The sequence below is a fragment of the Aphanizomenon flos-aquae FACHB-1287 genome (assembly GCF_014698755.1).
GTDB lineage: Bacteria > Cyanobacteriota > Cyanobacteriia > Cyanobacteriales > Nostocaceae > Dolichospermum > Dolichospermum flosaquae.
In genome coordinates, this window is record NZ_JACJTO010000011.1 from 15663 (window position 1) to 40807 (window position 25145).

A 25145-nucleotide genomic window follows, 5' to 3' on the forward strand; every position below is an offset into this window, starting at 1 on the left:
TCAATATTATTGAGAATAAAGGAAATTATTGTCAATAAACATTAAATTTACCAATTTTACAAGAATGCCTATTTAAAAAACTTATACCTCTTTCTTTCTCCTGAACTATACTAAGTGCATAAAGATAATATTTAGCAATTCAGTACGAGTAAAGGGTTTTGTTAGATATCCAGAAGCCCCAACAAATCTCGCTTTGACCTTATCTATGATTCCCTTATTACTAGTAACAAAAATAATGGGAATATTTTTAAACATAGAATTATTACGGATAATGCGACATAGTTCATAACCATCAATTCCTGCCATATTTAAGTCCAGTAAAATCAAATCTGGCTTATGTCTAATAATTGACATTACCGCTTTTACTGGTTCATTAATAGTCACCAAATTAAAATTCTCATTTTCTAAATAACGGCTAATTTCCTTGAGAATTGCGGGACTATCATCCACAGAAATAATTTTGTAAATCTTTTGTGTAATTTTGGGATCAAATTCGACTTTTTGTGAATTAGTATCTATATTACCATCAACAATTTCCTTTGAAAAATCCTCTTGAGGTAAATTAGAAATAATTGGAGTTTCTGTAGTAGTATCTTGGGTTAGTACCATATCTGAAACAAATAATTCATTTCTAATTAACTCCGTAGTGTTTTCAGGCAAAAATAATGAACTTTCACTGATTTTAGGTAATTTATCAAATGGAGGATCAGGTTCATGTAATACTATCGAACCCTTGACAATATAGGGATATAAACTTAAAGCTAGTCGCAATTCATCCTGATTGATAATAATTGCTAAATGACGTAAGCTAAAACCTTTCATCCAATTGGTTATATTTTCCCGAATAGGTGGTAATCTTTTATCCTGAAATTTACTACTAACTAATAAATATGGCCGCTGATAGGGAGAGGATATATATTTACTAAGATAGCGCCAATTTTGTAACTTATTTTGACATTGTTCTACGATATCATAAATATTTAATTGGCAAATTTTGGTAAAATTACTCGGTATTGTTGTTAATTGATAAGTACCGGACTTAATGAGAATAAATGATTCAATTACTTCTTTAACTAATTCTTGAATCAGTAATTTTGCTTGATCAGTAATCAAATATTGTTCAGTAATTAGCCAATTAATAGCTTCATATTCTGAGGGGTAATTGAGTAAATGATCATTACTTTCAGATTCAAATATCAAGCGCATTTTGACACGCACTTCATTATCTACAAGAGGAATTTGTTCATAGAGACGACGTATCTGTCGTTCTAATCTATCAAATGGTTCTACAGAATGAGTTCCATAGATAATTTTTCCTTGTTCTATATATATCAACCAAGATACAGAGTTGCTATATACTTGTAAACAGGTAGTTTCATAACAATTGCTCAATTGTCTTAATAAACCTTGGGGAGATAATTTGGTAAATGTGCCAGTATTTTTCATATTTTTACATTTTTTGGGCGGATGGATTAACATAGTATTGGAAAAGATGAAATATCATTATGCTCATTATCAGAGTTATGAAATTATGAATATCAATGAGAAACATTCTCTAAAAATTTTCTTAACGACATTGAATGTAACAGTTTTTCTGGTGTTTGATTCTGAATTATTTAGTAGTTGTCTGGATAAAAATCTCTGTCCTGCTATTTTGTAGTTAGTTTTGAGTAACTACATAGTGACAAATAAAGACACTGGTATTACATTGGTAATTTAAATTGATAAAATTTCCTATTGATACTCCTTTTCTTTCTGGACGTAATCATGAATTGATTTAGCTAAAGGCAGACGAAATCCCATATAAAATCTTTAAAAATTTTTGGAGGTAAACGTATATATTGATTATTAGAGTCGCTTGCGAATAGATAAACCAGAAAATCTGGCTAAAAACTAGACATTCAAGCTGTTTGACTCTGACTTCTAACTTAGTAACTCCTGAGTTATCTGATTTTAACTGTAGACAAGTTCAATTATGCTAGACATTTTACAACAAGTAAGATTAAATATCCTCATAAATTACCAGTGATTAAGTAGTTATGAAGAGAGGGAGAGAGAGTTGGCGGATTTGCCCCAAATCTATATATTTACTCAAAAAATCAAGTACCTCCCAGAAAATACCATAATTTCAGTCATACTAGCGGGATAAACCGATAAAGTATATACTTTGAGTAAAAGGGAAATAAGACTTTGGATTATAACATAACACAAAAAGTTATGATTGATACATTTAATCTTGACGAAGTTGTAGAATTTGCGGAAAATCCTGAACCCCGTTGTCCATGCGTGTTATTGCTAGACACATCTGGCTCAATGCAAGGGGAACGAATCGAAGCTTTAAATCAAGGTTTGTTGAGTTTAAAGGATGAATTGGTAAAAAATTCTCTAGCGGCCAGAAGAGTAGAGATAGCCGTTATTACATTTGACAGTAGTGTTAATGTCGTGCAGGACTTTGTAACTGCTGACCAATTTAACCCACCTATTCTCACAGCCCAGGGATTGACAATCATGGGTTCAGCAATTCATAGAGCATTAGACATTATTCAAGAGCGCAAATCCCAATATCGGACTAATGGTATTGCTTACTACCGTCCGTGGGTATTCATGATTACAGATGGTGAACCCCAAGGTGAACTAGATCATGTTGTTGAACAAGCAGCCCAAAGACTGCAAGCGGACGAGACTGATAAGCGTGTTGCCTTCTTCTCGGTAGGAGTAGACAATGCGAACATGAGTCGATTAAGTCAAATCGCTGTGAGGAGTCCACTCAAGCTCAAAGGATTAAATTTTATTGAAATGTTTGTTTGGCTGTCCGCCAGTATGTCAGCAGTATCTCATTCTCAGGTAGATGTAGATGAGCAGGTAGCGCTACCACCAATTGGTTGGGGATCTGTTTAATGAAAATTACAGCTTGTTGTTTAAACTGAACTAGCTGTGGAAAACAAATTATATGAATACATCAAAACAGACTTCTCAATGGCGGATAGTAGCAGCATCTGTATGTGGAACTAGTCACTCCAAAAACCAGCAACTTTGTCAGGACGCTCACCATTGGCAACTATTAGCCAATAATGTTTTGGTAATAGCAGTAGCCGATGGTGCAGGTTCTGCTAAACTGGGAAAGGTGGGGTCAATGATTGCGGTAGAAACAGCAATAGAACATCTTGCTCGTCAAGAGATTACTGGAGAAACCCTTGCTAATGATGATTTTTTGCGTTATTTGCTAAATGATGCCATGTTAGTAGCCCGCACAGCTATAGAAACCGAAGCAGACGTTTGTAATAATCAATCCCATGATTTAGCGACTACCTTAATTCTGATAATTGCTGCACCACAAATTGTGGCTGTAGCCCAGGTTGGGGACGGTTTGGCTGTTGCTAAAAATAGCATAGGCGAACTGATCGCATTAACCATACCTAGTAATGGTGAATATGTCAATCAAACTACCTTTTTAACATCTGCTGATGCTTTAGAGACAGCACAAATTAAAATAAGGCGGGAAGAAATTGTTAATGTTGGTGTGCTAACTGATGGATTGCAAATGTTAGCTTTGAATAGGATTATTAATGAACCTCATAAACCCTTCTTTTTCCCTTTATTTGAGTTTGTAGCAAATGCTGGAGATAAAATACTAGCAAAAGAAAATTTAATGAGGTTTTTAAGCTCTGATAAGATTACCCAGCGAACTGATGATGATTTAACCTTAGTGCTGGCTGCATTTATTAACTCATGAGTTGTAGTTAACAGGGATGAAAAACAGGTCAGTATCAGCCATACTCTTGAGTTTCTGAAATTTTGATTGATTCCAATTACTTCACATAACCTTAATTTTTCCATGCAGGTACTACGTCGTCTTCCCAACCCCGAAATTCTCAACCTCTCTGTCAGTCTGGGACATGGTGGTGAAGCTTGTATCTATGCGGTACCATCGGATAAGAATTTAGTAGCGAAAATCTATCACAAACCAACGACCTCTTATGTCCAAAAGCTGCAGGCTATGCTTGCTAATCCGCCAGTTAATCCCACAGACAATTTAGGGCATATTTCCATCGCTTGGCCGCAGGAATTGTTACAAGCGGCAGATGGTAGCGGTAAGATTGTGGGCTTTGTGATGCCAAGGATTTGGGGAATGCGGCCAATTATGGATTTTTATAATCCAGGGATTCGGCGACAACATTGCCCTTTGTTCAATTATCACTATTTATTGCGGACTGCTCGCAATCTAGCGTCGGCTTTTGCGGCCTTGCACACTAGTGGATACTGTATTGGTGATGTGAATGAGTCGAATATCTTGGTGAGTGATACAGCTTTGGTAACCTTGGTAGATACGGACTCGTTCCAAGTTCCTGAACCGTTACGGGATGTTGTTTATCGTTGTTCTGTGGGTAAGCCTGAATATACTCCTCCTGAATTACAGAATAAAACTTTTGCTGACCATGACCGGGAAAGTTATCATGATTTGTTTGGGTTGGGAGTGTTGATTTTTCAATTGTTAATGGAAGGAACTCACCCCTTTTCTGGGATATTTCAAGGGAAAATTGACCCTCCGACCTACCAAGGACGGATACTTGCTGGCCATTTTACTTATAGTCAAAAGAAACAAGTACCTTACCTGCCTACTCCTATTTCTCCCAATTGGGATCTACTTCATCCCAGCTTACAGGATTTATTTGTACGTTGTTTTGAAGATGGTCATGATCATCCTCGTTTACGCCCTAATGCTCAGAGTTGGTTATCAGCATTAACGGCGGTGGAAGAGAGTTTAGTAACTTGTGGGACTAATATCCAGCATATTTATTACAATCATTTGGATAAGTGTCCTTGGTGTGAACGGACTAGACGATTAGGTGGAAGAGATCCGTTTCCGTCACTGTTGATGGTAACTTCTAAGCAGCATCTGCAACCACGTCAAAAATCGTTGTCTAAAACTAAGCGTCGCTATAATCCTATTTTACAGCCATTAAGGGTAAATTCTCCGGTATATCATTGGCAACCAATAAACCGACAGTTTTATCATGTTCCCTCTCCTCAAAAGTTCAACCGCAAGCTATATGCTGTAATTTTTAGTGTGATGGGATTGGGTTTTTTAGGGTATTTGGATGTAATGATTAAATTTACCCGTCCTTTTGTGTCCCAAAATCCTTACACTCAACAAAGTTTGATATCTCATGCAGATGATCAGACTCCTAAGGATAAGGGAACAAATCTCTCTTTTGCGGATTATTACCAGCGTGGTGATACTGCTTATCAACAGCAAGACTATCAAAAAGCAGTTATCAATTTTACTCAAGCTGTTATAAAGAATCCCCAGTTTATCAAAGGGTATATAAATTTGGGTAATTCTCATTACAATTTAAATGATTACAAGGCTGCATTAGTTAACTATAATGAAGCTTTGAAGTTAGATCCTCAAGAAGTTAAAGCTTATGTAAATCGCGGTAATGCTTATTATATGCTGGCTAACTATAGTAGTGATCCTGATAAGGAATATAAACAAGCGATTGCGGATTTTACTGCTGCTATCAGCATAGATGGAAATGATGCAGAAGCTTATATCAGGAGAGGTATTGTGCAATTTGAAATTAATAAATACATCAATAATTCTTTTCATGAATATGAAAGAGCAATTGCGGATTTTACTGAAGCAATTAAACTTAATTCGTCGAAGCTAGAGGCCTACTTTCAACGGGGTTTAGTTCGTTATCAAATGGCTCAATATAGCACAAATTATGCAGTAGAATATAAACGAGCGATCGCGGATTTCACTACAGCATTAAAAATCAACCCTAGATTGGCTAAAATTTATTTAAAACGTGGTATGGCTTACTATGAACTATCGCAATATGGAGAAGGCAGTGCTGACAAAAATCATATTCAAGCAGTTGCAGATTTAAAAGCAGCCGCTAAACTTTCTTTAGAGGAAAATGATCCAGATAATTATCAACAGTCTGTCAGTAACATTTGTATTGTTGTTGCTAATAAATGCGACAGTTTATTATCTAATTCAACCTTGATGGGGCAAAATAATTGATATATAGGACTGTTATTTGATTTTTGAAGTTGAGAGTTTCAGATATCCCCGAATTCTTAAAGAAGTCGGGGATTTTGTTAGATAAAACCTACATTTTTTTCTAGTTTAAAGGGAAGGTAAATGGCTATACTACACATCTTTTGATAGTTTTAAGACCTCTGAAAAAATACACTCTACCCACAGTGTCAAACACTCTCCCCTAAGTAAAGAGAGAATTATCGGTAATTTTGTATCCCACTAGAGAGGGGAAGGCTATATTCTTTAAACCTGATTTACTTTTTTAAATTTACTCCTTTATTTATAAATATTTTACAGATAAAATATGTTAATTTATTTGTTCTTTATCATTTTCTAGAAAATTACAGTTAAATTATATTTATCTACCTTCGACAGAGAAAGTAAGAAGTAATGATTCAATATTCCTCATATCATACTGCATTCTCCTAATCTCAAATTCATTAAATTAGAAACCACTAGCAAATGTTTTAGGTAACTATATGAAAGCAGTAATTTTAGCGGGAGGTTTGGGTACAAGGTTAAGCGAAGAAACCAGTATCAAACCTAAACCCATGGTTGAAGTTGGTGGTAAGCCAATTCTCTGGCACATCATGAAGATTTATTCTGCTCATGGTATTAATGATTTCATCATTTGTTGTGGCTATAAAGGGTACATTATTAAAGAATATTTTGCCAACTATTTCTTACATATGTCAGACGTGACATTTGATATGCGATTTAATCAAATGAATGTCCATTCTGGATATGCTGAACCTTGGCGGGTTACCTTAGTAAATACAGGTGATCATACAATGACAGGTGGACGTTTAAAACAAGTTCGTGAACATATTGGTAATGAAACTTTTTGTTTTACCTATGGTGACGGTGTAAGTAATATCAATATTACAGAATTAATTAAATTTCATCAAGAACAAAAGACATTAGCGACACTCAGCGCGGTACAACCAGCGGGAAGATTTGGAGCAATTTCTCTAGGACAAGAACAAACTAAAATAACTAGTTTTAAAGAAAAACCTGAAGGTGATGGTGCTTGGATTAATGGTGGTTATTTTGTTCTCGAACCACAAGTAATTGATTTTATTGCTAATAGCTCAACAGTGTGGGAGAAAGAACCATTAGAAAAGTTAGCTGATTTAGAACAATTATCGGCTTATAAACATAATGGTTTTTGGCAACCAATGGACACATTAAGAGATAAAAACTATCTAGAGGATCTTTGGAAAAGTGGTAAAGCTCCCTGGCAAGTTTGGTAATAGTAATTTTTGATTTTAGATTCTGAAATTTTGGATTAGGGAAAGATTAATAATGTATGATTTTGCGATTATTGGTGGGGGAATAGTTGGACTTTCCACCGCAATGGCTTTAGGTGAAAGTTATCCTCATGCCCAAATATTGGTATTAGAAAAAGAGAGTCAATGGGCATTTCATCAAACTGGTAATAATAGCGGTGTAATTCATTCTGGTATTTATTATAAACCAGGAAGTTTTAAAGCTAAATTTTCCCGTGATGGTAGCCGTTCCATGGTAGAATTTTGCCAGAAATATGATATTGATCATGAAGTTTGTGGTAAAGTGATTGTGGCTAGTAATCAACAAGAATTACCTCGCTTAGAAAATCTCTATACACGCGGTTTAGAAAACGGTATTCCTGTTAAAAGAATTAGTCCAGAAGAAGTCAAAGAAATTGAACCTCATGTTAGTTGTGTTGGTGGAGTTCAAGTATTTAGTACAGGAATTGTTAACTACAAAAAAGTTTGTTTAAAATATGCGGAATTAATTAGAAATCAAGGGGGAGATTTACGTCTCAATACCCAAGTTTTAAAAATTGTCACTAGGGGAAAAAATCAGGTACTAGAAACTAATAATGGCAGTTTTGAAACTCGATTCATAATTAATTGTGCCGGATTACATAGCGATCGCATTGCACAATTAAATAACCTTAACCCCCAAGCTAAGATCGTTCCCTTTCGCGGTGAATATTACGAATTAGTCCCGGAAAAACGCTATTTGGTGAAAACTCTCATTTATCCAGTTCCTAACCCTGATTTCCCCTTTCTCGGCGTGCATTTCACCCGCATGATTGATAACAGCGTTCATGCTGGACCAAATGCAGTTTTGAGTCTGAAACGTGAAGGTTATAAAAAAACCGATTTTGACTTCAGAGATTTTGCCGAAGTTATTAGTTATCCTGGGTTTTGGAAACTAGCAGGAAAACACGCTGACGAAGGAATTAAAGAAATAATTCGTTCCTTTAGTAAAGCAGCTTTTGTGAAAAGTTTACAAAAACTAATTCCCGAAGTCCAAGCAGAAGATATAATACCCACTCATGCAGGAGTTCGCGCACAAGCATTAATGAATAATGGTGCATTAGTAGATGACTTTTTAATCATTAACGGTGACAATTCCATTCATGTTTGTAATGCACCTTCACCCGCTGCAACTTCTTCCTTGGAAATCGGGAAAGCCATTGTTAAGCAAATACCAGAACCAACGCATTTACATAGTTTAGTAGGGTAATAGAACATCTCTTATCTGTGTTCATCTGCGTTTATCTGCGGTTAATTATTCTAGAAATTTTCTTCTCTAGGGACTCTTCAAGAAACAAGTTAATTTCACACATCAAAAGTTTTAAAAATCATGAAAATATTAGTCACCGGAACAGAAGGTTATCTTGGTTCTTTATTACCTTCTTTGCTAATACAAAAAGGACATGAAGTTATTGGAGTTGATACTGGATTTTATAAAGTTGGCTGGCTATATAACGGAACTAACTTAACAGCTAAAACCCTAAATAAAGATATTCGTGATATTAATCCCGAAGATTTACAAGGGGTAGAAGCTATTGTTCACATGGCGGAATTATCTAACGATCCTACTGGACAATTATCACCAAATATCACTTATGATATTAATCATTTAGGTTCAGTTCGTCTGGCTAATCTAGCCAAATCAATTGGTGTTCGTCGCTTTGTTTATATGTCCTCCTGTAGTGTTTATGGTGTAGCTAGTGAAGGTGATATTACAGAAGAATCACCAGTTAATCCGCAGACAGCTTACGCCGAATGTAAAACATTAGTAGAAAGAGATGTTCAAGCATTAGCTGATGATGATTTTTCGCCTAGTTTCATGCGGAATGCGACAGCTTTTGGTGCTTCCCCTAGAATGCGATTTGATATAGTTTTAAACAACTTGACGGGGTTAGCTTGGACTACAAAAGAAATTAAAATGACCAGTGATGGTAAACCTTGGAGGCCATTAGTTCACGCTTTAGATATTTGCAAAGCCATTGTTTGTACATTAGAAGCACCTAGAGATATTATTCACAATCAAATTTTTAATGTTGGCGATACTGCAAATAATTATCGAGTTAAAGAAATAGCAGAAATAGTTGCTGATGTTTTCCCTGGTTGTCAATTATCTTTTGGTAATAATGGTGCAGATAATCGCAGCTATCGAGTTTGTTTTGAGAAGATAAACAGTATTTTACCGGGATTTAAATGTGATTGGAATGCTCAACTTGGGGCTGAACAACTATTTAATTTGTTCAAAAAAATTGACATGACAGAAGATACATTTTTATTTAGAGGTTTTACAAGATTAAAGCAATTAGAATATCTGATTCGCACAGAACAAATTGATCGGGATTTTTTCTGGAATAAACAGGAAAATTATTAATTTATTCCGAAAATATTGTAGGTTGGGTTGAGTGACAGCAAAACCCAAGACGATTAATAATTTTATTGGATTTCCTTGAGTTAACCCAACCTACATTTCTTATATACCAAGCTATTTTCTCATGCAGTATTAAATATCATGCAAAAACTACTTACTATTGCCATTCCTACTTATAATCGTGCTGCATTGTTAGATAAACAACTGGCTTGGTTAGCAACAGCAATTAAAGGTTTTGAATCCGAATGTGAAATTATTATTTCTGATAATTGCTCAACAGATAATACACCAGGAATTGTAAAAAAATGGCAATCTAATTTTAGTAAAAATGTATTTATAGCGAATAGAAATCGGGAAAATATAGGGCTAATGCCAAATATTGTTTTTTGTCTTCAAGCTGCTGGGAGTAAATATGTTTGGACTGTAGGTGATGATGATCCAATTCAAGAAAAAACGCTGGCTTATGTAATAACTAAACTTAAACAAAATCAGAGTTTAAATTTAATGTTTCTCAATTGTTGTGGACGAGATAAAAATACAAATAAAGTTTTAGTAAAACACTGGTTTACTAGTGATAATGATGAAATTATTGCTGACAGTAAACCTGTATTTCAAAGGTATTTACAGAATAGTTTTGGTGGGGTACTGTTCATGACAGCTATCATTTATAAAACCGAACTTGTACAGCAAGCTTTACAAAACTGGACTACTTCTTATAAAAATTTAGCATCTCAAGCATATTGGACTGGATTTTGTGCTGCTCATGGAAATATGATTGTTACTCAAGATAATTATTTGGAATGTACAATGCACGCTAGTTCCTTAGAAGAAAATCCTCGTTGGTCATTAATAATGCGATATGTGTACATCCCAGAGATCTATCTGAAATTGTTAAGTTTAGGATATTCTTCTAAATTTTGTCAACGGATGATTCTAGAAAATATTTTCAAACTTAGTGATTGGAAAATATTATTGGGTGCTTTAAAAAGATGGCCAATTTTAGCCACAAATATTATAATTACCTACTTGCAATTGATAGTAAAATTTATCTATAAACTGAATTTTAGTCCAAAAAAATCAGAAATAAATATCTCACACCTAAGCAATTAACTAAAATATCAAATCTACCTTCATAAAAATTCTCAAATATTTTTTGTACCGAAAACTATGAACAAATTACTAACTATTGCCATTCCTACTTACAATCGAGCCGAGTTATTAGATAAACAATTAACTTGGTTATCCCAAGCTATTAAAGGATTTGAAACAGAATGTGAGATTTTAGTTTCTGATAACTGTTCTACAGATCATACTCAATCTATTATTAGTAAATGGCAAAATATTCTCAAAAACATCACATTTAAATCAAATAAAAATCCTGAAAACATAGGCGTAATGCGAAATATTTTTTATTGCCTAAGTGCTGCCACAACTGAGTATGTTTGGACAATTGGGGATGATGATCCAATTCAAGAAATAGCAGTTGCTTATGTGATGGATAAAATTAAAAATATTGATGATTTATCATTATTGTTTCTGAATTTTTCTGGTCGAAATCAAATTACTGGTGAAGCAGTACATCCACCAAAAATAGTTGATAATCGCTGGTTTGATGCTGATACAGAAGATGGTGAAGGTGATGGTAAAGCAATATTTGAACATTGTTTTGCTAAAAGTGTAGGAGCAGTAATTTTTCTAACTGCTACAGTATATCGTGCTGATTTAATTAAACGCGCTCTCCAAATTTGGCCAACTGCTAGTAATAATTGGATATCTTTAGCATATTTAGCCGGTTATTGTGCTGCTAATGGCAAAGTAATTGTCACTAAAGATGTCTATTTAGAATGTATTGTTGGTGTTAGTTATTGGCAAAAACAACCAAAGTCTGCACTTTTAATGCAATATCAACACATACCTGAAGTTATTTTAAAACTTGAGCAAGTTGGTTATTCTAAAGCATATTGTTGTCGAATGCTTTTACAAAACTACCATGAAGTAGACCTGAAAGTTTTTTTAGGAGCAATGAGAAGATGGCCTATTTCAGCTATTAAGACAGTAGTTCCTTTTTTAGCTTTAGCTAGTGTAGCTGCATTGGAATTAATACCCATGAGAGAATTTAAAGTAGCGGAAGCAGAACTGGAGAGAACAAAAACTTCCGAAGTCAGAAGCCATAGAGGATAAAGGTTACTATTAATTGGTAAGTACACAATGCTTCAAAAAATTCAAGACAAAATCCCAAGTTTAAGTTCTGATTTAAATTATCGCCTATCACTTTGGCATCATGCTAAAAATTTACCTGCTATTAATTCAACAGATAAATTGATTGTTGATACTCTCAAAAAATCAGGTGTTTACATCACATCTTTGGAAGATTTAGCTTTTTCATCTACTTCTAAAATGTTAGCTATTGCTAATAGTTGTACTGATAATATGGTAAATCCTAGAGATATTCATGCAGGATACAAACTACCACAAATTTACACGGTTACAGATTTACCAGAATTTCTGAATTGGGGAATTGAAACCCGACTAGAAAATATCATTGAGCATTATATAGGTTTACCTATTGCTTTTCATGGTGTTCATGTGCGGAAAGACTTTCCTAATGAAAAACAATTGGAAACTTTACTATGGCATAAAGATTCTGAAGATAGACGCATGATTAAAGTCATTATTTATCTAAATGATGTAACTGAAGAACATGGACCATTTGAATATATCCCACTACCAAAAAATTCTCTAGAACGATTAAATAATTATCGAATTGATTATGAATTATGGCGTGTTAATTTTTTAGGAATTAATGATGATACAATGATGAAAGTCATTCCTAAATCAGCTTGGAAATCATGCCCTGGTAAAGCTGGAACTGTGATTTTTGCAGATGTGAGAAATATTTTACATCATGGGACTGTGCGAACCCAAGAACGATCAACTATATTTTTCACATACACGGCTAAATTTCCTAAACGACCTGAACTTTGTACACAATATTATGATGATACCTTTCCCAAAATAAGCCAACAATCAATAACTGGCAGATTAGTTTAAAGATGGAAAATAATAGCCAAAAACATTCGTACTTTCAATAATAAATTATCTACTATGAATGCACTACTGACCATTGCTGTACCCACATACAATCGTGCGGAATTATTAAATAAACAGTTGGCTTGGTTAGCTAAATCTATCAAAGGTTATGAATCTGAGTGTGAAATTATTATTTCTGATAATTGTTCAGAAGATAATACACAGGAAATAGTTAAAAAATGGCAGTCATCTTTACCAGCCACAACATTTCATATCAACAGAAATAGTGAAAATGTTGGCGTAATGAAAAATATTACTTATTGCATTGAAGCAACAAAAAGTAAATATATTTGGACTATTAGTGATGATGATATTATCGCTGATAAAACGATCTCTTATATCATCAATACCTTAAAGAAAGAGCCAGATTTAGCATTACTAATTTTGAATTTTTCCTGTCGTCATGAAGTCACAGGTGAATTATTATATGAGCGCTGTTATGAGCTTGATTTTGAACAAGTTGAACATCATGGCAAAGTGGCATTTGAGAAGTGTATACAGAAGAATCGCTCTGGTGTACAACTGATGTCTGCTCAAATATACAAAACAGAATTAGCTCAAGGCGCTCTACGAAAATGGACTGATGGTGTGAAAAACTTAGATTACCAGGTCTATTTAACTGGGTTTTGTGCTTTTCATGGCAGTGTAAAAATAACCAAAGAAACTTTTTTAGAAAATGCTTTTGGTGCTAGTCATTGGATGGTAAAGCCAAAGCTATTGCTGAAAATGCAATATACTTATTCACCGGAAGTTAATATCAAACTCAAGGAAATAGGATACTCTAAATTATTTTGTAACCAATTAATTCTTCAGCACTTCACTGGCAATAATTGGCGAGTTTTCTTCGGTGCTTTAAGAAGATGGCCTATCATAGCAGTTATCACAATCGTTCCTTATTTTGGTTTAGTGATTACGTCAGTTTTGGAAAATGTTATTTCACAACAAGAAAGAGAAATTAAAATTTACCAATGAAGCAAATTAGAAAATAAAAAAATATCATGATGATACTTTTACCAAAATAAATCCTCAACTGAGATTACAATTAGGATTAAAGGTATAAACCTAAAACAAAAAAATTCTATTATCCTCAACGAAAATTTCCTAAAAAACCATGATTTTTACCTCTACTAAACTCGCTGGTGCTTTCATTATTGACTTAGAAGAAAAGCCTGATTCTCGCGGTTTTTTTGCTCGAACTTTTTGCGCTGATGAATTTTTAGCACATGGCTTAAAACCAACAGTTGCCCAATGCAACCTTTCTTTTAATCATAAAAAAGGCACATTGCGAGGAATGCACTATCAAACTCTCCCCGCAGCGGAAACAAAATTAATTCGCTGCACACAAGGAGCTATTTATGATGTAATTGTTGATATGCGTCCTGAATCTCCAACTTATTTATCGCATATTGGTATAGAACTGAGTGCAGAAAATCGTCGCGCTCTTTATGTTCCAGAAATGTTTGCTCATGGTTATCAAGCTTTAACAGATGGTGCAGAAGTTGGATATCAAGTGGGTGAATTTTACACTCCTGGATATGAACGAGGTTTACGTTATGATGACCCAATTTTAGAAATTTCTTGGCCATTAACTGCTACAGAAATGTCTGATAAAGATCGGAATTGGCCTTTACTAGAATCTATTTTGATAGGAGTTTAATTATGATTATTGTTGATAAAGCTTTACAAGCACGGGCTGCATTAGGTAAACCAGTGAAAGTGGCGATGATTGGCGCTGGTTTTATGGGTCGAGGAATTGCTAATCAAATTATCAATTCTGTGCCAGGAATGGAGTTAGTAGCTATTTCTAATCGTCACATTGATACAGCTAAACGAGCTTATTTAGAAGCCGGAATTGAAGATATCAAAATTGTTAGCAATTTAGCTGATTTAGAAGATGCCATAGCTCAAAATAAATATGCAATCACCGAAGATGCTATGCTCTTGTGTGAAGCAGATGGTATAGATGCAATCATTGAAGTTACCGGGACAATTGAATACGCTGCTCATTTGGTTATGTGTGCGATCGCTCATCACAAGCATATCATCCTCATGAATGCTGAACTTGATGGCACAATTGGACCCATCCTCAAGGTTCACGCAGACCGGGCTGGAGTCATCCTAAGTGCCTGTGACGGCGACCAACCAGGGGTAGAGATGAACCTGTACCGCTTTGTCAAAAGCATCGGTTTAAAGCCCCTTCTGTGCGGCAACATCAAAGGTTTACAAGACCCCTACCGCAACCCCACCACCCAAGCCGGTTTTGCTCAACGCTGGGGTCAAAATCCCGCCATGGTGACAAGTTTTGCTGACGGTACAAAAATCTCCTTTGAGCAAGCCATAGTAGCCAATGGCACAGGGATGAAAGTAGCCAAGCGGGGGATGCTGGGATATGATTATACAGGTCACGTAGATGAAATGACCAAAATGTATGATATTGACCAACTTCAAGAACTAGGCGGTATCGTTGATTACGTAGTTGGCACTAAACCCGGTCCAGGAGTATTCGTATTTGCTACCCACGAAGACCCTAAACAACGTCATTATCTGAACCTTTATAAACTCGGTGAAGGACCCCTGTACAGCTTCTACACACCCTATCACCTGTGCCATTTTGAAGTTCCTCTCTCTGTAGCCCGTGCTGTCCTCTTCCATGATGCTGTGCTTGCACCCATCGCAGGCCCCGTTGTGGATGTCGTCACTACCGCCAAAATTGACCTCCAAGCCGGAGAAACCCTTGATGGTATTGGTTATTACATGACCTATGGACAATGTGAAAATTCCCCCATTGTGCAACAAGAAAACTTACTACCCATGGGTCTTGCAGAAGGATGTCGCTTGAAGCGCGATATTCCTAAAGATCAAGTTCTCACTTACGATGATGTAGAATTACCCGAAGGCAGACTTGGCGATAAATTACGTGCTGAACAATCAGTTTATTTTGCTCCGGCGAAAACTTTAGCATTAACAAAATAGTTTTCAAATTAGCATCAAGATAATTCAGAGGTTTCCTGATATTTTCATTTAACCTCTGAATTTACATATAGCAGCTTCGAGCGGTTAAACGGCAAATCCTTTGCAAGCCTCCGTAATTAAAATTAGTATATCTCATTTCCCAATCTAATGAAGTATACACCAATTTATCCCCTGTTACCTAAACCTAAAAAACCGCGCATCTCACGAGTATATTAACTGCTATATACAGTAGATAACAGAGATTATTTTTGATAATATAGAGAGGTATTTGATCATGGTAACTCATATTAAATAAAATAAATTAGTTGATACCAAAGAAGTGATCCAACTTAGTCATGCAACATTACAAATTAAATTACTAAGTCAGTTCATACAATAAAACCAAAACCTAAAATCGCTGAAAACTTTACTCTTGCCTCTTGCCTTTTACTATAACGACAATTTTTAATGCCAACCTAATTAGAGGATAAAGATTAAAACCAACCGTCAATTACCAAATTATAGAGAAGAAAAAATGAAAATAGCTCTCGTCCATGATTACTTAACCCAACGCGGTGGAGCAGAGCGCGTATTTGAATTATTGTGTAAACGCTATCCCGACGCTGACATTTTCACCTCATTATATGATGCACAAAAAAGTATTGATTTCGGTGAACGAATTATTAATACCACATTTTTGCAAAAAATTCCTGGTGCAACCAAATATTTTCGGATGTTGGCTCCCTTATATTTTCCTGCATTTCGTTCCTTAGATCTTCAAGACTATGATCTAATTATTAGCAGTAGCACTAGTTTTGCCAAGGCAGTACGGAAAAAAAACCAAGCCAGACATATTTGTTTTTGTCATAATGTTACCCGCTTTTTATGGGATACAGAAACATATTTACGGGAATACGGAGACTATAAATACTTTGCTCCTGTGATTGAAAAAATCTTTCAAATGATGAGAGATGTAGACCTGAAATATGCTCAAGAACCCGATCTCTACATTGCTAACTCTACCATTGTTGCCCAGCGAATTGAAAAGATCTATAAGAAACAAGCCATTGCTATTAACTATCCAATTGATACTAGCAACTTTGTTTTTTCCGATACTAAAGAAGAATATTACTTGGCATCGGCGCGGATGATAAGCTATAAACGTCTTGATATAATAGTCGAAGCTTTTAATTGGTTAGGCTGGAACTTATTAATATCAGGTGATGGACCAGAACAAGAAAGATTAAAAGCCCAGGCATTACCTAATATCCAATTTTTAGGCCATGTCAGTGATAGAGAACGTAAAGACTTATTTTCTAAAGCAAAATCAATTATTGTGGCAGCTTTAGAAGATTATGGATTAGTTCCAGTCGAGGCAAATGCTAGTGGTACACCAGTTATTGCTTATGGAGCAGGTGGAGTCTTAGATACTCAAATACCAGGTAAAACTGGTGTGTTTTTCAAAAGACAAACACCATGTTCTTTACAAGAAGCTTTACTAGAAGCTGGAGGAATATCTTGGGATTACGAAACCATCCGTAATCATGCTGTTAGCAATTTCTCAGAACAGTCATTCTTTAGTAAAGTTGAGCAAGTTATTAATAAAGCTAGTGCAGCATGGCAAAAATAACTGATCATTAAAAATTTCTAAAAAGCTTGTACAATTCGCTTTTTTAATTTTTAACGCCCTGCGGTATTGAAGGTGTACATCGGTAATTCATTTAATTTTTTAGGTGTTTGCGTAGTGTATCGCAGATAAGGATAATAAAAGTGGTTCAAACTAGTCTAAATCCCAATATAAATCCAGCATCAGAAACAGAACCAGGTTATGGACAAATGTTTGCGGTAATTCTGCGAAGATTTCCCTGGTTATTATTAGTATTGCTTAGTTCTACAGCTATTGCTGGTATCATTACATTAAAAACACAGCCTACTTTCAAAAGCACCATGCAATTGTTGGTAGAACCTAACTATCAAGGCAAGAAAGAAAGGGATAACACTGAAACTCAATTTACCGATGCTAATGTGGAGGTAGATACTGCTACCCAATTAAATTTGATGCAGAGCTCTGGACTTATTAGAAAAGCAGTTGATAAACTTAAAGCTGAATATCCAGACTTGACCGTAATGGATTTAAAAAAATCCTTAGTTCTAACTCAAATTAAGAGTCCAGAGGATCAAGTTGCCACTAAAATATTCCAAGTTGATTACACAGATAAAAGTCCAGAAAAAAGTCAAAAAATTCTCAAAACAATTCAACAAGTTTACTTGGAGTACAACAAACAACAGCAAGATTCACGTCTACAAAAAGGTTTACAAGTCATCAGAGATCAATTAAGAAAAGCTACTGATGAAGTAACTGCTTCCGAAACAAATCTACAAAGATTTCGGAGAAGTCAAAATTTAATTGATCCCGATGCTCAAGCTAAAGCCATAGAGACAACTTTAAATACTGTCCAACAGGAACGACAAACAACTCGTTCCCAATATGAAGAAGCTTTAGCAAAGCAAAAATCTTTGCAAGTACAACTGAACCGTTCTCCACAAAATGCTTTAGTTTCTTCTCGTCTGAGTCAATCTACACGCTATCAAGGTTTACTCAATGAAATCCAAAAAACAGAACTGGCTTTAGCACAAGAACGGTTACGTTTTACTGATGATACTCCCAGCGTTCAAAAGTTAAATGAACAACTACAAAGTCAAAAACAACTTTTACAAAAAGAAGTCAGTAGAACTTTAGGTGAAAGAACTAATCCTGTCTTTAGTTCTAAAGACAATCTTTTAGAACAAGGACAACTGGGACAAATTGATCTTAATCTTGCAGGTCAATTAGTGGAAACCCAAACTACCATAGTTACATTAACCGCCCGCGACCAAATTTTAGTAGCAAAAGAGAAAGAATTGCAAGCTGATCTCAAGCGTTTTCCTTCTCTATTAGCTTATTATAATCGCATCCTTCCGCAATTACAATTTAGCCGAGAAAGATTAGAGCAATTATTAAGAGCAGAACAAAAATTACGCCAGGAACTTTCTAAAGGTGGATTTAATTGGGAAGTAGTAGAAGAACCTCAAGAAGGGATTAAAACTGGTCCTAACCTCAGCCAAAATCTCTTATTAGGAGGAGTAATTGGGTTAATGTTAGGGGGGATTACTGCCTTTATTCGTGAAGCATCTGATGACGCTGTACACACTACTGCAGAATTAGAGAAACAGTCCGCACTCCCATTATTAGGAACAACTCCTAAATTACCAGATACTAGACCCAGAGAATCAATGATAAAATTGCCATTTGGCAAACCAGAAGTTCTTGCTCCTTGGACAATTCAAGTATTACAATCTTCTCCTCGTTGGGAATCCCTTGATCTGATTTATAAAAATATTGAACTACTCAATAATGTCGCTGATTTAAGATCATTAATGGTAACATCAGCATTACCAGATGATGGTAAGTCAGCCTTAGCATTAGGTCTAGCTATGAGTGCGACTCGCTTACATAAAAAGGTTTTACTAATTGATGCTAACCTCCGCGATCCTAATCTGCACAAACAACTAAATCTCCCCAATGAACAGGGACTTTCAACTTTATTAGAAAGTGAAGCTAATCTACCTAATCATATCAGTGTTTCTTACTCTGGATCATCTTACATTGACATTTTAACCGCTGGACCAATACCGACTGATCCTGCCCATCTTTTGAGCTCTCCCCGCATGGTGCAATTGATAGCTGCATTTGAAGAAAATTATGATTTGGTACTCATAGATGCTCCCTCTGTTCTTGGTTTAGTGGATGCTATGCTCACAGCATCATCTTGTCGCAGTGTGATTATGATGGCAAGTATTGGTAAAGTGACACGCACCCAACTTAATCAAGCTACAGCGATGTTAAGTAAGTTAAATTTAATTGGAGTTGTAGCTAATGGTGTATCTGCATCTGATAGTACCTATGTCCCTTATGTTAAGCCAAAACAATTCGTTTTGCAACCAGCAATAGACGAATAAACCAAAATATTTGCTTGCTATTTAACTAGATACAACAGATTAACCCCTGTCGAATACAGGGGTTTTTGTATTAACTAATATTCATTTCACCATATCTTAATATTATGGGCAGAAAAGTAATTTTTATTTAAAGAGTAAATAAAGAAGTTGTTTATTAATGATTTATTAATCAAGAGTCTTATATTCTAGAAATTGAAACAACAAACTCTCAAAAATAATAGTGATGCAGTTTTATCAGATTTGTGAAAATTCAGTATCTTATCTTTGATTAATACTCCTTACAATAAATACCAATGGTTGTTGTAATTAAGCATTTGTATTTAGTTTGACATAAATAAACGCCTGTATTTTTTATAATTGAGAAGATCTTAATTTTCTCATTGTATATATCCTTTTCTCCTGTAATGAAGTACACACCAATTTATTCTTTGTTCCCTGTTTTCTAAAACTAAAAAACTTTGTACTTTACGAGTATGGGAACTGCTATAAATCAAGTCAATTTTTCACTAATTTATCACTTTCAATATATGCCAATCTCAATCATTTCTAACCTAAATAATAACTATATTATCCCCCAGCAATCTAAAAATATTAACTTCCTGTCATGTACCTTAAAATGGCGTAGGGGAAAGTTATTGGTGAAAGGAAAGAGGCAGTTACCACAGCCACATTTAGCCGCATTAGAAAATGAAGAATCATTAATAGATTGTTTAAAACATTCTCCAGTGAGTTTAGTCAGCATAGATCCAAAAATCGGTGATTCTTTATTAAAAGTTTGGGCAAATGCTTGTCAAAAAGCTAATAAACCCATATTTATTAATATTTATGGGCATCAAAAATTATCGAAACAGGGTAATCAAATTTTCAAAAATTTACAAATAATAATTGATTGGACTTGGGCTGTATTTCTACTAATATTGATGAGTCCAGCCATTCTAGGAGGACTGATAACTATGCAAATATATTCCCCAAAATTGCTGTTTGATTATGAGTGGTATGTGGGAGAAAATAAACAACTTTTTAAAGTTATTAAATTTAGCTCAATGGCTAAACAAGAAATGACAAATTTTAATATTATTGTAGGGACATTCTTTTTGAATAATCTATCTAATGCCTTGAATCTATTCCAAGGAAAATTTTGCCTAATCAATAATCGCTGCTTATCTTTAGAAAATGCAGTTAAATTAAGTCTAGAGCCACAGAATAACAAATTAAACAAACAACACAAATGTAGCAAAGATTAGGATAAAATAAATATATTGACTATGTGTCCTTAGGCATTTTTATCCAATTAATAATTATTTCCTGTTTTCATTGTAGTTATCATGAATTATGTACCTAATAAAAAATAATAAACACCATGCAGACAGCTATTTGTACAGTATTTGAAAAAGACTATCATTATGGTGTGGGAGCTTTAGCAAATTCCTTATATCATCACGGATTTCGAGGCATATTTTGGGCTGGTTATCGTGGAAATACACCGCATTGGGCTAAGTTTCTAAAAACAGAAAATGGTTATCAGGAGTTTTCTTTAGGTGAAGGTTGTGTAATCCGATTTGTCAAGCTAACAACTCCAAAACATCTAGGTTTTTATAAACCTGATTTTATGTGCCAATTATGGGAGAATTATTGCCCAGATATTGATGCTTTATTTTACTTTGATCCTGATATTGTCAATAAATGTGAGTGGGATTTTTATGAAAATTGGGTAAGTCGAGGAATTGCTCTTTGCGGTGATTCTTGGTATCTTGTGCCGGCAAATCATCCTCGACGGTTAGCATGGAAAGAATTTGCTGAAAATAATGGTTTTGTTTGTGAAAGTGAGTTAGATTATCACTACAATAGTGGCTTCATTGGAGTTCATAAAAACTACAAATCTATCTTGGAAATTTGGCAGAAATTAGAAGAATTAGGTGAGATAGCAGGATATGCCAATTTACAGGATCTTTATAACGATAATACCTTTAATCGTTATCCATATCTTTATGGAGATCAGACTTATTTAAACTTAGCATTAATGCTAACTAATTATCCTTTAAGTACCGTTGGACCAGACGGTATGGACTTTGTTCCCGGTGGTACTATCATGTCTCATGCTACAGTCCCACATATTAAACCTTGGCGCAAAAAATTGCTTTTCAGTGCTTTAAATGGTAATTCTCCTACCATAACTGATAAATTATATTGGCGACATACCCAAACACCTATTCAACTGTATTCAATGGCAAAAATATTATGGCAAAAATTTGAAATTCTTTGTGGTTCTGCCCTTGGTCGTTTTATTCGTCGCGCTCCTATGTAAGCATATTTTTTAGATTGGTGCTTCTATACTTGATTATCAAAATTATCGGCCAAAATTTCTATGGATTTTACACTGCTACCTTCAACCGTAAAAATATTACAAGCTACAAATTTATGGCAAAATAATCGGTTAATATTACGAGAATTTAAACACTTTCGAGTTGTGGCAATTTTAGCTGTAGTGTTTTCGGCTTTAGCTGCAAGTTTTGAAGGATTTGGTTTAGGATTCTTACTAGTTTTCCTGCAAAGTTTAACTACTCCTGGGGCTGAACCTGTGAAAACAGGAGTTGAGTGGTTTGATATTTTCATCTTAGGAATTAATGCTTCCACAACAGAGCGATTATATCGAATATCAGCTTTAATTGTTGTTACAACCTGTATGCGAGCATCCTTCAATTATATAGGACAGATTTGCATCCAGTTTAGTGAAATAAGTTTAGTAGATAATCTCCGTAAACGAATTTTTCAACAGTTAGCGGCTCAAACTCTCAATTACTTCAGTCATAAAAATTCTGGAGAATTAGTTAATATTCTTACCAGCGAAATGGAGAGAATTAGACAAATTTTTGGTGGACTAGCTTTTTTAATAACTAGAAGTTTTACACTGATTATTTATTCTATTTCCTTATTTCTTCTTTCGTGGAAACTTACTATAGTTTCTATTTTGCTATTTAGTCTTTTAGCGGTAGCATTATCTACACTCAATAAACAAATTAGAGAACGTAGTTTTGCTATTACGTCGGCTAATGATAATTTTACTGCTAGAGTGTTAGAATTTATCGAAGGTATTCGCACAATTCATGCTTTTTCTACTCAAGAATTTGAGCGAAAACGGTATTATCAAGCCAGTGAGAAAATTGTTAATACTTGGAAAAGTGTTTATTGGATTTCTTTGATAGTTAAACCTTTGGCTGAGAGTATATCTACACTAATTCTGATTAGTATGATTATTGTAGCTCTAGCAACAGGTTTAATGAAAGTTTCGGCTTTATTAACTTTCTTTTTTGTACTGTTTCGCATTATCCCTATGACTCAAGATTTGAATGGAGTTGTAGCTTTTTTAAGTACCCAAGCGGGAGCAGTAGAAAATATCAAGGATTTGTTAAAAACTGATGATAAAATCTATTTTCAAAATGGCTCACTCAGATTTCCTGGTTTTAAACGATCAATTGATTTAGTGTCGGTAGATTTTGATTATAGTCTCAATCAACGAGTTTTACATAATATTACTCTCTCAATTAAACAAGGTGAAATGACGGCTTTAATTGGTTCATCTGGGGCTGGAAAAACTACACTTGCGGATTTAATTCCGCGTTTTCATGATGCTACTGATGGCTATATTTATATAGATGAAGTTGATATTCGCAAATTTGAAATAAATTCTCTTCGTTCTAAAATTGCAGTTGTTAGTCAGAACACATTTATTTTCAATACTTCTGTTTGGAATAATATTGCTTATGGAACACCAACCGCTACAAAAGCAGAAATTCAAGAAGCTGCACAATTGGCAAATGCTCTAGAATTTATTCTCGAAATGCCTGAAGGTTTTAATACACAATTAGGAGATAGAGGTGTACGATTATCAGGAGGACAAAAACAAAGAATTGCGATCGCTCGTGCATTGTTAAAAAATCCAGAGATTCTGATTTTAGATGAGGCTACAAGTGCTTTAGATTCTCTCTCTGAGCGGTTAATTCAAGAATCACTAGAAAAGCTATCTGTTGGTCGTACAGTAATTGCGATCGCTCACCGTCTTTCTACTATTGCAAAAGCAGATAAAGTTGTGGTTTTAGAACAAGGAAAAATCGTAGAACAGGGACCATATCAAGAGTTACTTCAACAACGTGGTAAGTTTTGGCAATACTATCAAATTCAAAATGAAGTGAGATAAATAAGTGCAAAAACATGAGACATGAACAGTTAACTAACTTTAATGGCAAAATATATTTTTTCTGTTTACCTAGAGGAGAAGGTGAAAAGGAAGATCAATTTCAGCATTTGCTGATTTGTTTAGGAGAAGGCTTGCGAGAATTAGGAATATCCTTTGTTTCTAATATCAATTACTGGCAAGAGTCAACGGAAAAAGAAGAATATCTCTTTCGTCATGATCCAGCTATCACAACCGATGACTGTTCTATTGTCGTATTTAGTAATAATTGGTTCAATATTAATCATCCTCTGCCAGATAATTTATTTCATGCAGAACGAAAATATTTAACCGTTTATTTAGATGGTAATGATAACGATAAAGATTATCATAAATTACCAGAATATAAAGAATTTGATTTCATTCTCAAGACCCATTCTAATCACCATCTAAATTATCTAGATAATTTTTATCCCTGGTCTTTTGGATTGAGTAACCGGATATTACAGGAATTGAAAGAAGTTCCAAATTTCCAGGACAAAAAAAGACAAATACTTATTAATTTCCGACATTGGCAAACTGGTCATCCCGTCAGAAATATTAGTTCTAGCCTCTTAATCCTAAAAATTAGTGATATTTTCCAAATCAATAATACTGTTGATAACCAAGCTGAATATCCAACTGAACCCTATCATCATCTCCATTGGTTACAAACTGGTAAACGTCATTATCCAAATTACTATAACCGCCTCAAATATTCAACCGCTTGTGCTTGTTTTGGTAGTTTTTTTGTCCCTGCTTGGCCTAAAAATTCAGGTGGTTTAATTAATCGGAATATTCAGCGGGTAATCAAAAAATTGCGGTTAAAATCAAATACAATTCTACAATGGGATAGTTGGCGATTTTGGGAATCTTTAGCCGCAGGATGTGTGACATTTCATGTTGATTTTGAAAAATATGGGATTACTTTACCTGTAATGCCTGAAAATTGGCGACATTATATTGGTGTAGATTTAGATAATGTTCAAGCCACAATAGATAGAATTACAGAAAATCCCGAAATTCTCGAATATATTTCTCAAGAAGGAAGACGTTGGGCAATTAAAAATTATAGTCCTGTCCCTACAGCTTTGCGTTTTTTAGAGATAGTTTTCCAAAAATAAACAACAACTAAAAGTAGTTTATTTTCTCATCCTACAGTCAACTACAGTC

Annotated in this window: 19 protein-coding genes; 18 read left to right on the plus strand and 1 reads right to left on the minus strand. The window is 34.7% G+C overall.

The features are described 5' to 3' along the window. Positions 1-105: 105 nt before the first annotated feature. Entirely contained in the window at positions 106-1446 is a 1341-nt protein-coding gene (locus H6G44_RS07440; protein WP_190385864.1) for a response regulator, read from the minus strand. Between the two features lie 771 nt (positions 1447-2217). Here H6G44_RS07440 and H6G44_RS07445 point away from each other — a divergent pair. From H6G44_RS07445 to H6G44_RS07530, 18 genes are all read left to right on the plus strand, one after another. Beyond that, the gene (locus tag H6G44_RS07445; RefSeq protein ID WP_190385865.1) at positions 2218-2898 is read left to right on the plus strand and encodes a vWA domain-containing protein; all 681 of its coding nucleotides are present in this window, start codon (positions 2218-2220) and stop codon (positions 2896-2898) included. A gap of 52 nt (positions 2899-2950) precedes the next feature. Further along, complete coding sequence (locus tag H6G44_RS07450) at positions 2951-3733, plus strand: PP2C family serine/threonine-protein phosphatase (RefSeq protein ID WP_190385866.1); 783 nt, start codon at positions 2951-2953, stop codon at positions 3731-3733. Between the two features lie 102 nt (positions 3734-3835). Next, positions 3836-6031 (plus strand): tetratricopeptide repeat protein, encoded by a 2196-nt coding sequence (locus H6G44_RS07455; protein WP_190385867.1) that lies wholly within the window; start codon positions 3836-3838, stop codon positions 6029-6031. Positions 6032-6528: 497 nt separating this feature from the next. Then, positions 6529-7302 carry a glucose-1-phosphate cytidylyltransferase gene (gene rfbF / locus H6G44_RS07460; protein WP_190385868.1) on the plus strand — a complete coding sequence of 258 codons (774 nt, stop codon included), beginning with the start codon at positions 6529-6531 and terminating at the stop codon, positions 7300-7302. Positions 7303-7354: 52 nt separating this feature from the next. Beyond that, positions 7355-8566, plus strand: coding sequence for an L-2-hydroxyglutarate oxidase (lhgO, locus tag H6G44_RS07465; RefSeq protein WP_190385869.1), 1212 nt, complete (start codon positions 7355-7357; stop codon positions 8564-8566). 120 nt (positions 8567-8686) lie between these two features. Continuing rightward, the gene (locus tag H6G44_RS07470) at positions 8687-9724 is read left to right on the plus strand and encodes an NAD-dependent epimerase/dehydratase family protein (RefSeq protein ID WP_190385870.1); all 1038 of its coding nucleotides are present in this window, start codon (positions 8687-8689) and stop codon (positions 9722-9724) included. Positions 9725-9862: 138 nt separating this feature from the next. Next, entirely contained in the window at positions 9863-10831 is a 969-nt protein-coding gene (locus tag H6G44_RS07475; RefSeq protein WP_190385871.1) for a glycosyltransferase family 2 protein, read from the plus strand. A 57-nt stretch (positions 10832-10888) separates the two neighbouring features. Beyond that, a complete protein-coding gene (locus H6G44_RS07480) occupies positions 10889-11902 on the plus strand; it encodes a glycosyltransferase family 2 protein (protein ID WP_190385872.1) in 1014 nt (337 codons plus the stop codon). 27 nt (positions 11903-11929) lie between these two features. After that, positions 11930-12772, plus strand: a complete 843-nt coding sequence (locus H6G44_RS07485) for a phytanoyl-CoA dioxygenase (protein WP_190385873.1) — start codon at positions 11930-11932, stop codon at positions 12770-12772. 54 nt (positions 12773-12826) lie between these two features. Then, positions 12827-13783 carry a glycosyltransferase family 2 protein gene (locus H6G44_RS07490; protein WP_190385874.1) on the plus strand — a complete coding sequence of 319 codons (957 nt, stop codon included), beginning with the start codon at positions 12827-12829 and terminating at the stop codon, positions 13781-13783. Between the two features lie 139 nt (positions 13784-13922). Beyond that, positions 13923-14468, plus strand: a complete 546-nt coding sequence (gene rfbC / locus H6G44_RS07495; protein WP_190385875.1) for a dTDP-4-dehydrorhamnose 3,5-epimerase — start codon at positions 13923-13925, stop codon at positions 14466-14468. A gap of 2 nt (positions 14469-14470) precedes the next feature. Further along, positions 14471-15784, plus strand: a complete 1314-nt coding sequence (locus tag H6G44_RS07500) for an NAD(P)H-dependent oxidoreductase (protein WP_190385876.1) — start codon at positions 14471-14473, stop codon at positions 15782-15784. Between the two features lie 514 nt (positions 15785-16298). Continuing rightward, the gene (locus tag H6G44_RS07505) at positions 16299-17393 is read left to right on the plus strand and encodes a glycosyltransferase (protein WP_190385877.1); all 1095 of its coding nucleotides are present in this window, start codon (positions 16299-16301) and stop codon (positions 17391-17393) included. Between the two features lie 140 nt (positions 17394-17533). Further along, positions 17534-19762 (plus strand): GumC family protein, encoded by a 2229-nt coding sequence (locus tag H6G44_RS07510; protein WP_190385878.1) that lies wholly within the window; start codon positions 17534-17536, stop codon positions 19760-19762. 527 nt (positions 19763-20289) lie between these two features. Then, complete coding sequence (hepC, locus tag H6G44_RS07515) at positions 20290-21006, plus strand: heterocyst development glycosyltransferase HepC (RefSeq protein ID WP_190385879.1); 717 nt, start codon at positions 20290-20292, stop codon at positions 21004-21006. A gap of 116 nt (positions 21007-21122) precedes the next feature. Further along, positions 21123-22067 (plus strand): hypothetical protein, encoded by a 945-nt coding sequence (locus H6G44_RS07520; protein ID WP_190385880.1) that lies wholly within the window; start codon positions 21123-21125, stop codon positions 22065-22067. A 60-nt stretch (positions 22068-22127) separates the two neighbouring features. Next, on the plus strand, positions 22128-23957 hold the full coding sequence (gene hepA, locus H6G44_RS07525) for a heterocyst formation ABC transporter subunit HepA (protein ID WP_190385881.1): 1830 nt from the start codon (positions 22128-22130) through the stop codon (positions 23955-23957). Positions 23958-23971: 14 nt separating this feature from the next. Then, positions 23972-25096 (plus strand): glycosyltransferase family 1 protein, encoded by a 1125-nt coding sequence (locus tag H6G44_RS07530; protein WP_190385882.1) that lies wholly within the window; start codon positions 23972-23974, stop codon positions 25094-25096. Positions 25097-25145 lie beyond the last annotated feature (49 nt).

Excerpts from the sequence above, each read along its gene's own strand:
- H6G44_RS07440 (WP_190385864.1), bottom strand. The coding sequence starts at position 1,446 with ATGAAAAATACTGGCACATTTACCAAATTATCTCCCCAAGGTTTATTA.
- H6G44_RS07445 (WP_190385865.1), top strand. The coding sequence starts at position 2,218 with ATGATTGATACATTTAATCTTGACGAAGTTGTAGAATTTGCGGAAAAT.
- H6G44_RS07450 (WP_190385866.1), top strand. The coding sequence starts at position 2,951 with ATGAATACATCAAAACAGACTTCTCAATGGCGGATAGTAGCAGCATCT.
- H6G44_RS07455 (WP_190385867.1), top strand. The coding sequence starts at position 3,836 with ATGCAGGTACTACGTCGTCTTCCCAACCCCGAAATTCTCAACCTCTCT.
- rfbF (WP_190385868.1), top strand. The coding sequence starts at position 6,529 with ATGAAAGCAGTAATTTTAGCGGGAGGTTTGGGTACAAGGTTAAGCGAA.
- lhgO (WP_190385869.1), top strand. The coding sequence starts at position 7,355 with ATGTATGATTTTGCGATTATTGGTGGGGGAATAGTTGGACTTTCCACC.
- H6G44_RS07470 (WP_190385870.1), top strand. The coding sequence starts at position 8,687 with ATGAAAATATTAGTCACCGGAACAGAAGGTTATCTTGGTTCTTTATTA.
- H6G44_RS07475 (WP_190385871.1), top strand. The coding sequence starts at position 9,863 with ATGCAAAAACTACTTACTATTGCCATTCCTACTTATAATCGTGCTGCA.
- H6G44_RS07480 (WP_190385872.1), top strand. The coding sequence starts at position 10,889 with ATGAACAAATTACTAACTATTGCCATTCCTACTTACAATCGAGCCGAG.
- H6G44_RS07485 (WP_190385873.1), top strand. The coding sequence starts at position 11,930 with ATGCTTCAAAAAATTCAAGACAAAATCCCAAGTTTAAGTTCTGATTTA.
- H6G44_RS07490 (WP_190385874.1), top strand. The coding sequence starts at position 12,827 with ATGAATGCACTACTGACCATTGCTGTACCCACATACAATCGTGCGGAA.
- rfbC (WP_190385875.1), top strand. The coding sequence starts at position 13,923 with ATGATTTTTACCTCTACTAAACTCGCTGGTGCTTTCATTATTGACTTA.
- H6G44_RS07500 (WP_190385876.1), top strand. The coding sequence starts at position 14,471 with ATGATTATTGTTGATAAAGCTTTACAAGCACGGGCTGCATTAGGTAAA.
- H6G44_RS07505 (WP_190385877.1), top strand. The coding sequence starts at position 16,299 with ATGAAAATAGCTCTCGTCCATGATTACTTAACCCAACGCGGTGGAGCA.
- hepC (WP_190385879.1), top strand. The coding sequence starts at position 20,290 with ATGCCAATCTCAATCATTTCTAACCTAAATAATAACTATATTATCCCC.
- H6G44_RS07520 (WP_190385880.1), top strand. The coding sequence starts at position 21,123 with ATGCAGACAGCTATTTGTACAGTATTTGAAAAAGACTATCATTATGGT.
- hepA (WP_190385881.1), top strand. The coding sequence starts at position 22,128 with ATGGATTTTACACTGCTACCTTCAACCGTAAAAATATTACAAGCTACA.
- H6G44_RS07530 (WP_190385882.1), top strand. The coding sequence starts at position 23,972 with ATGAGACATGAACAGTTAACTAACTTTAATGGCAAAATATATTTTTTC.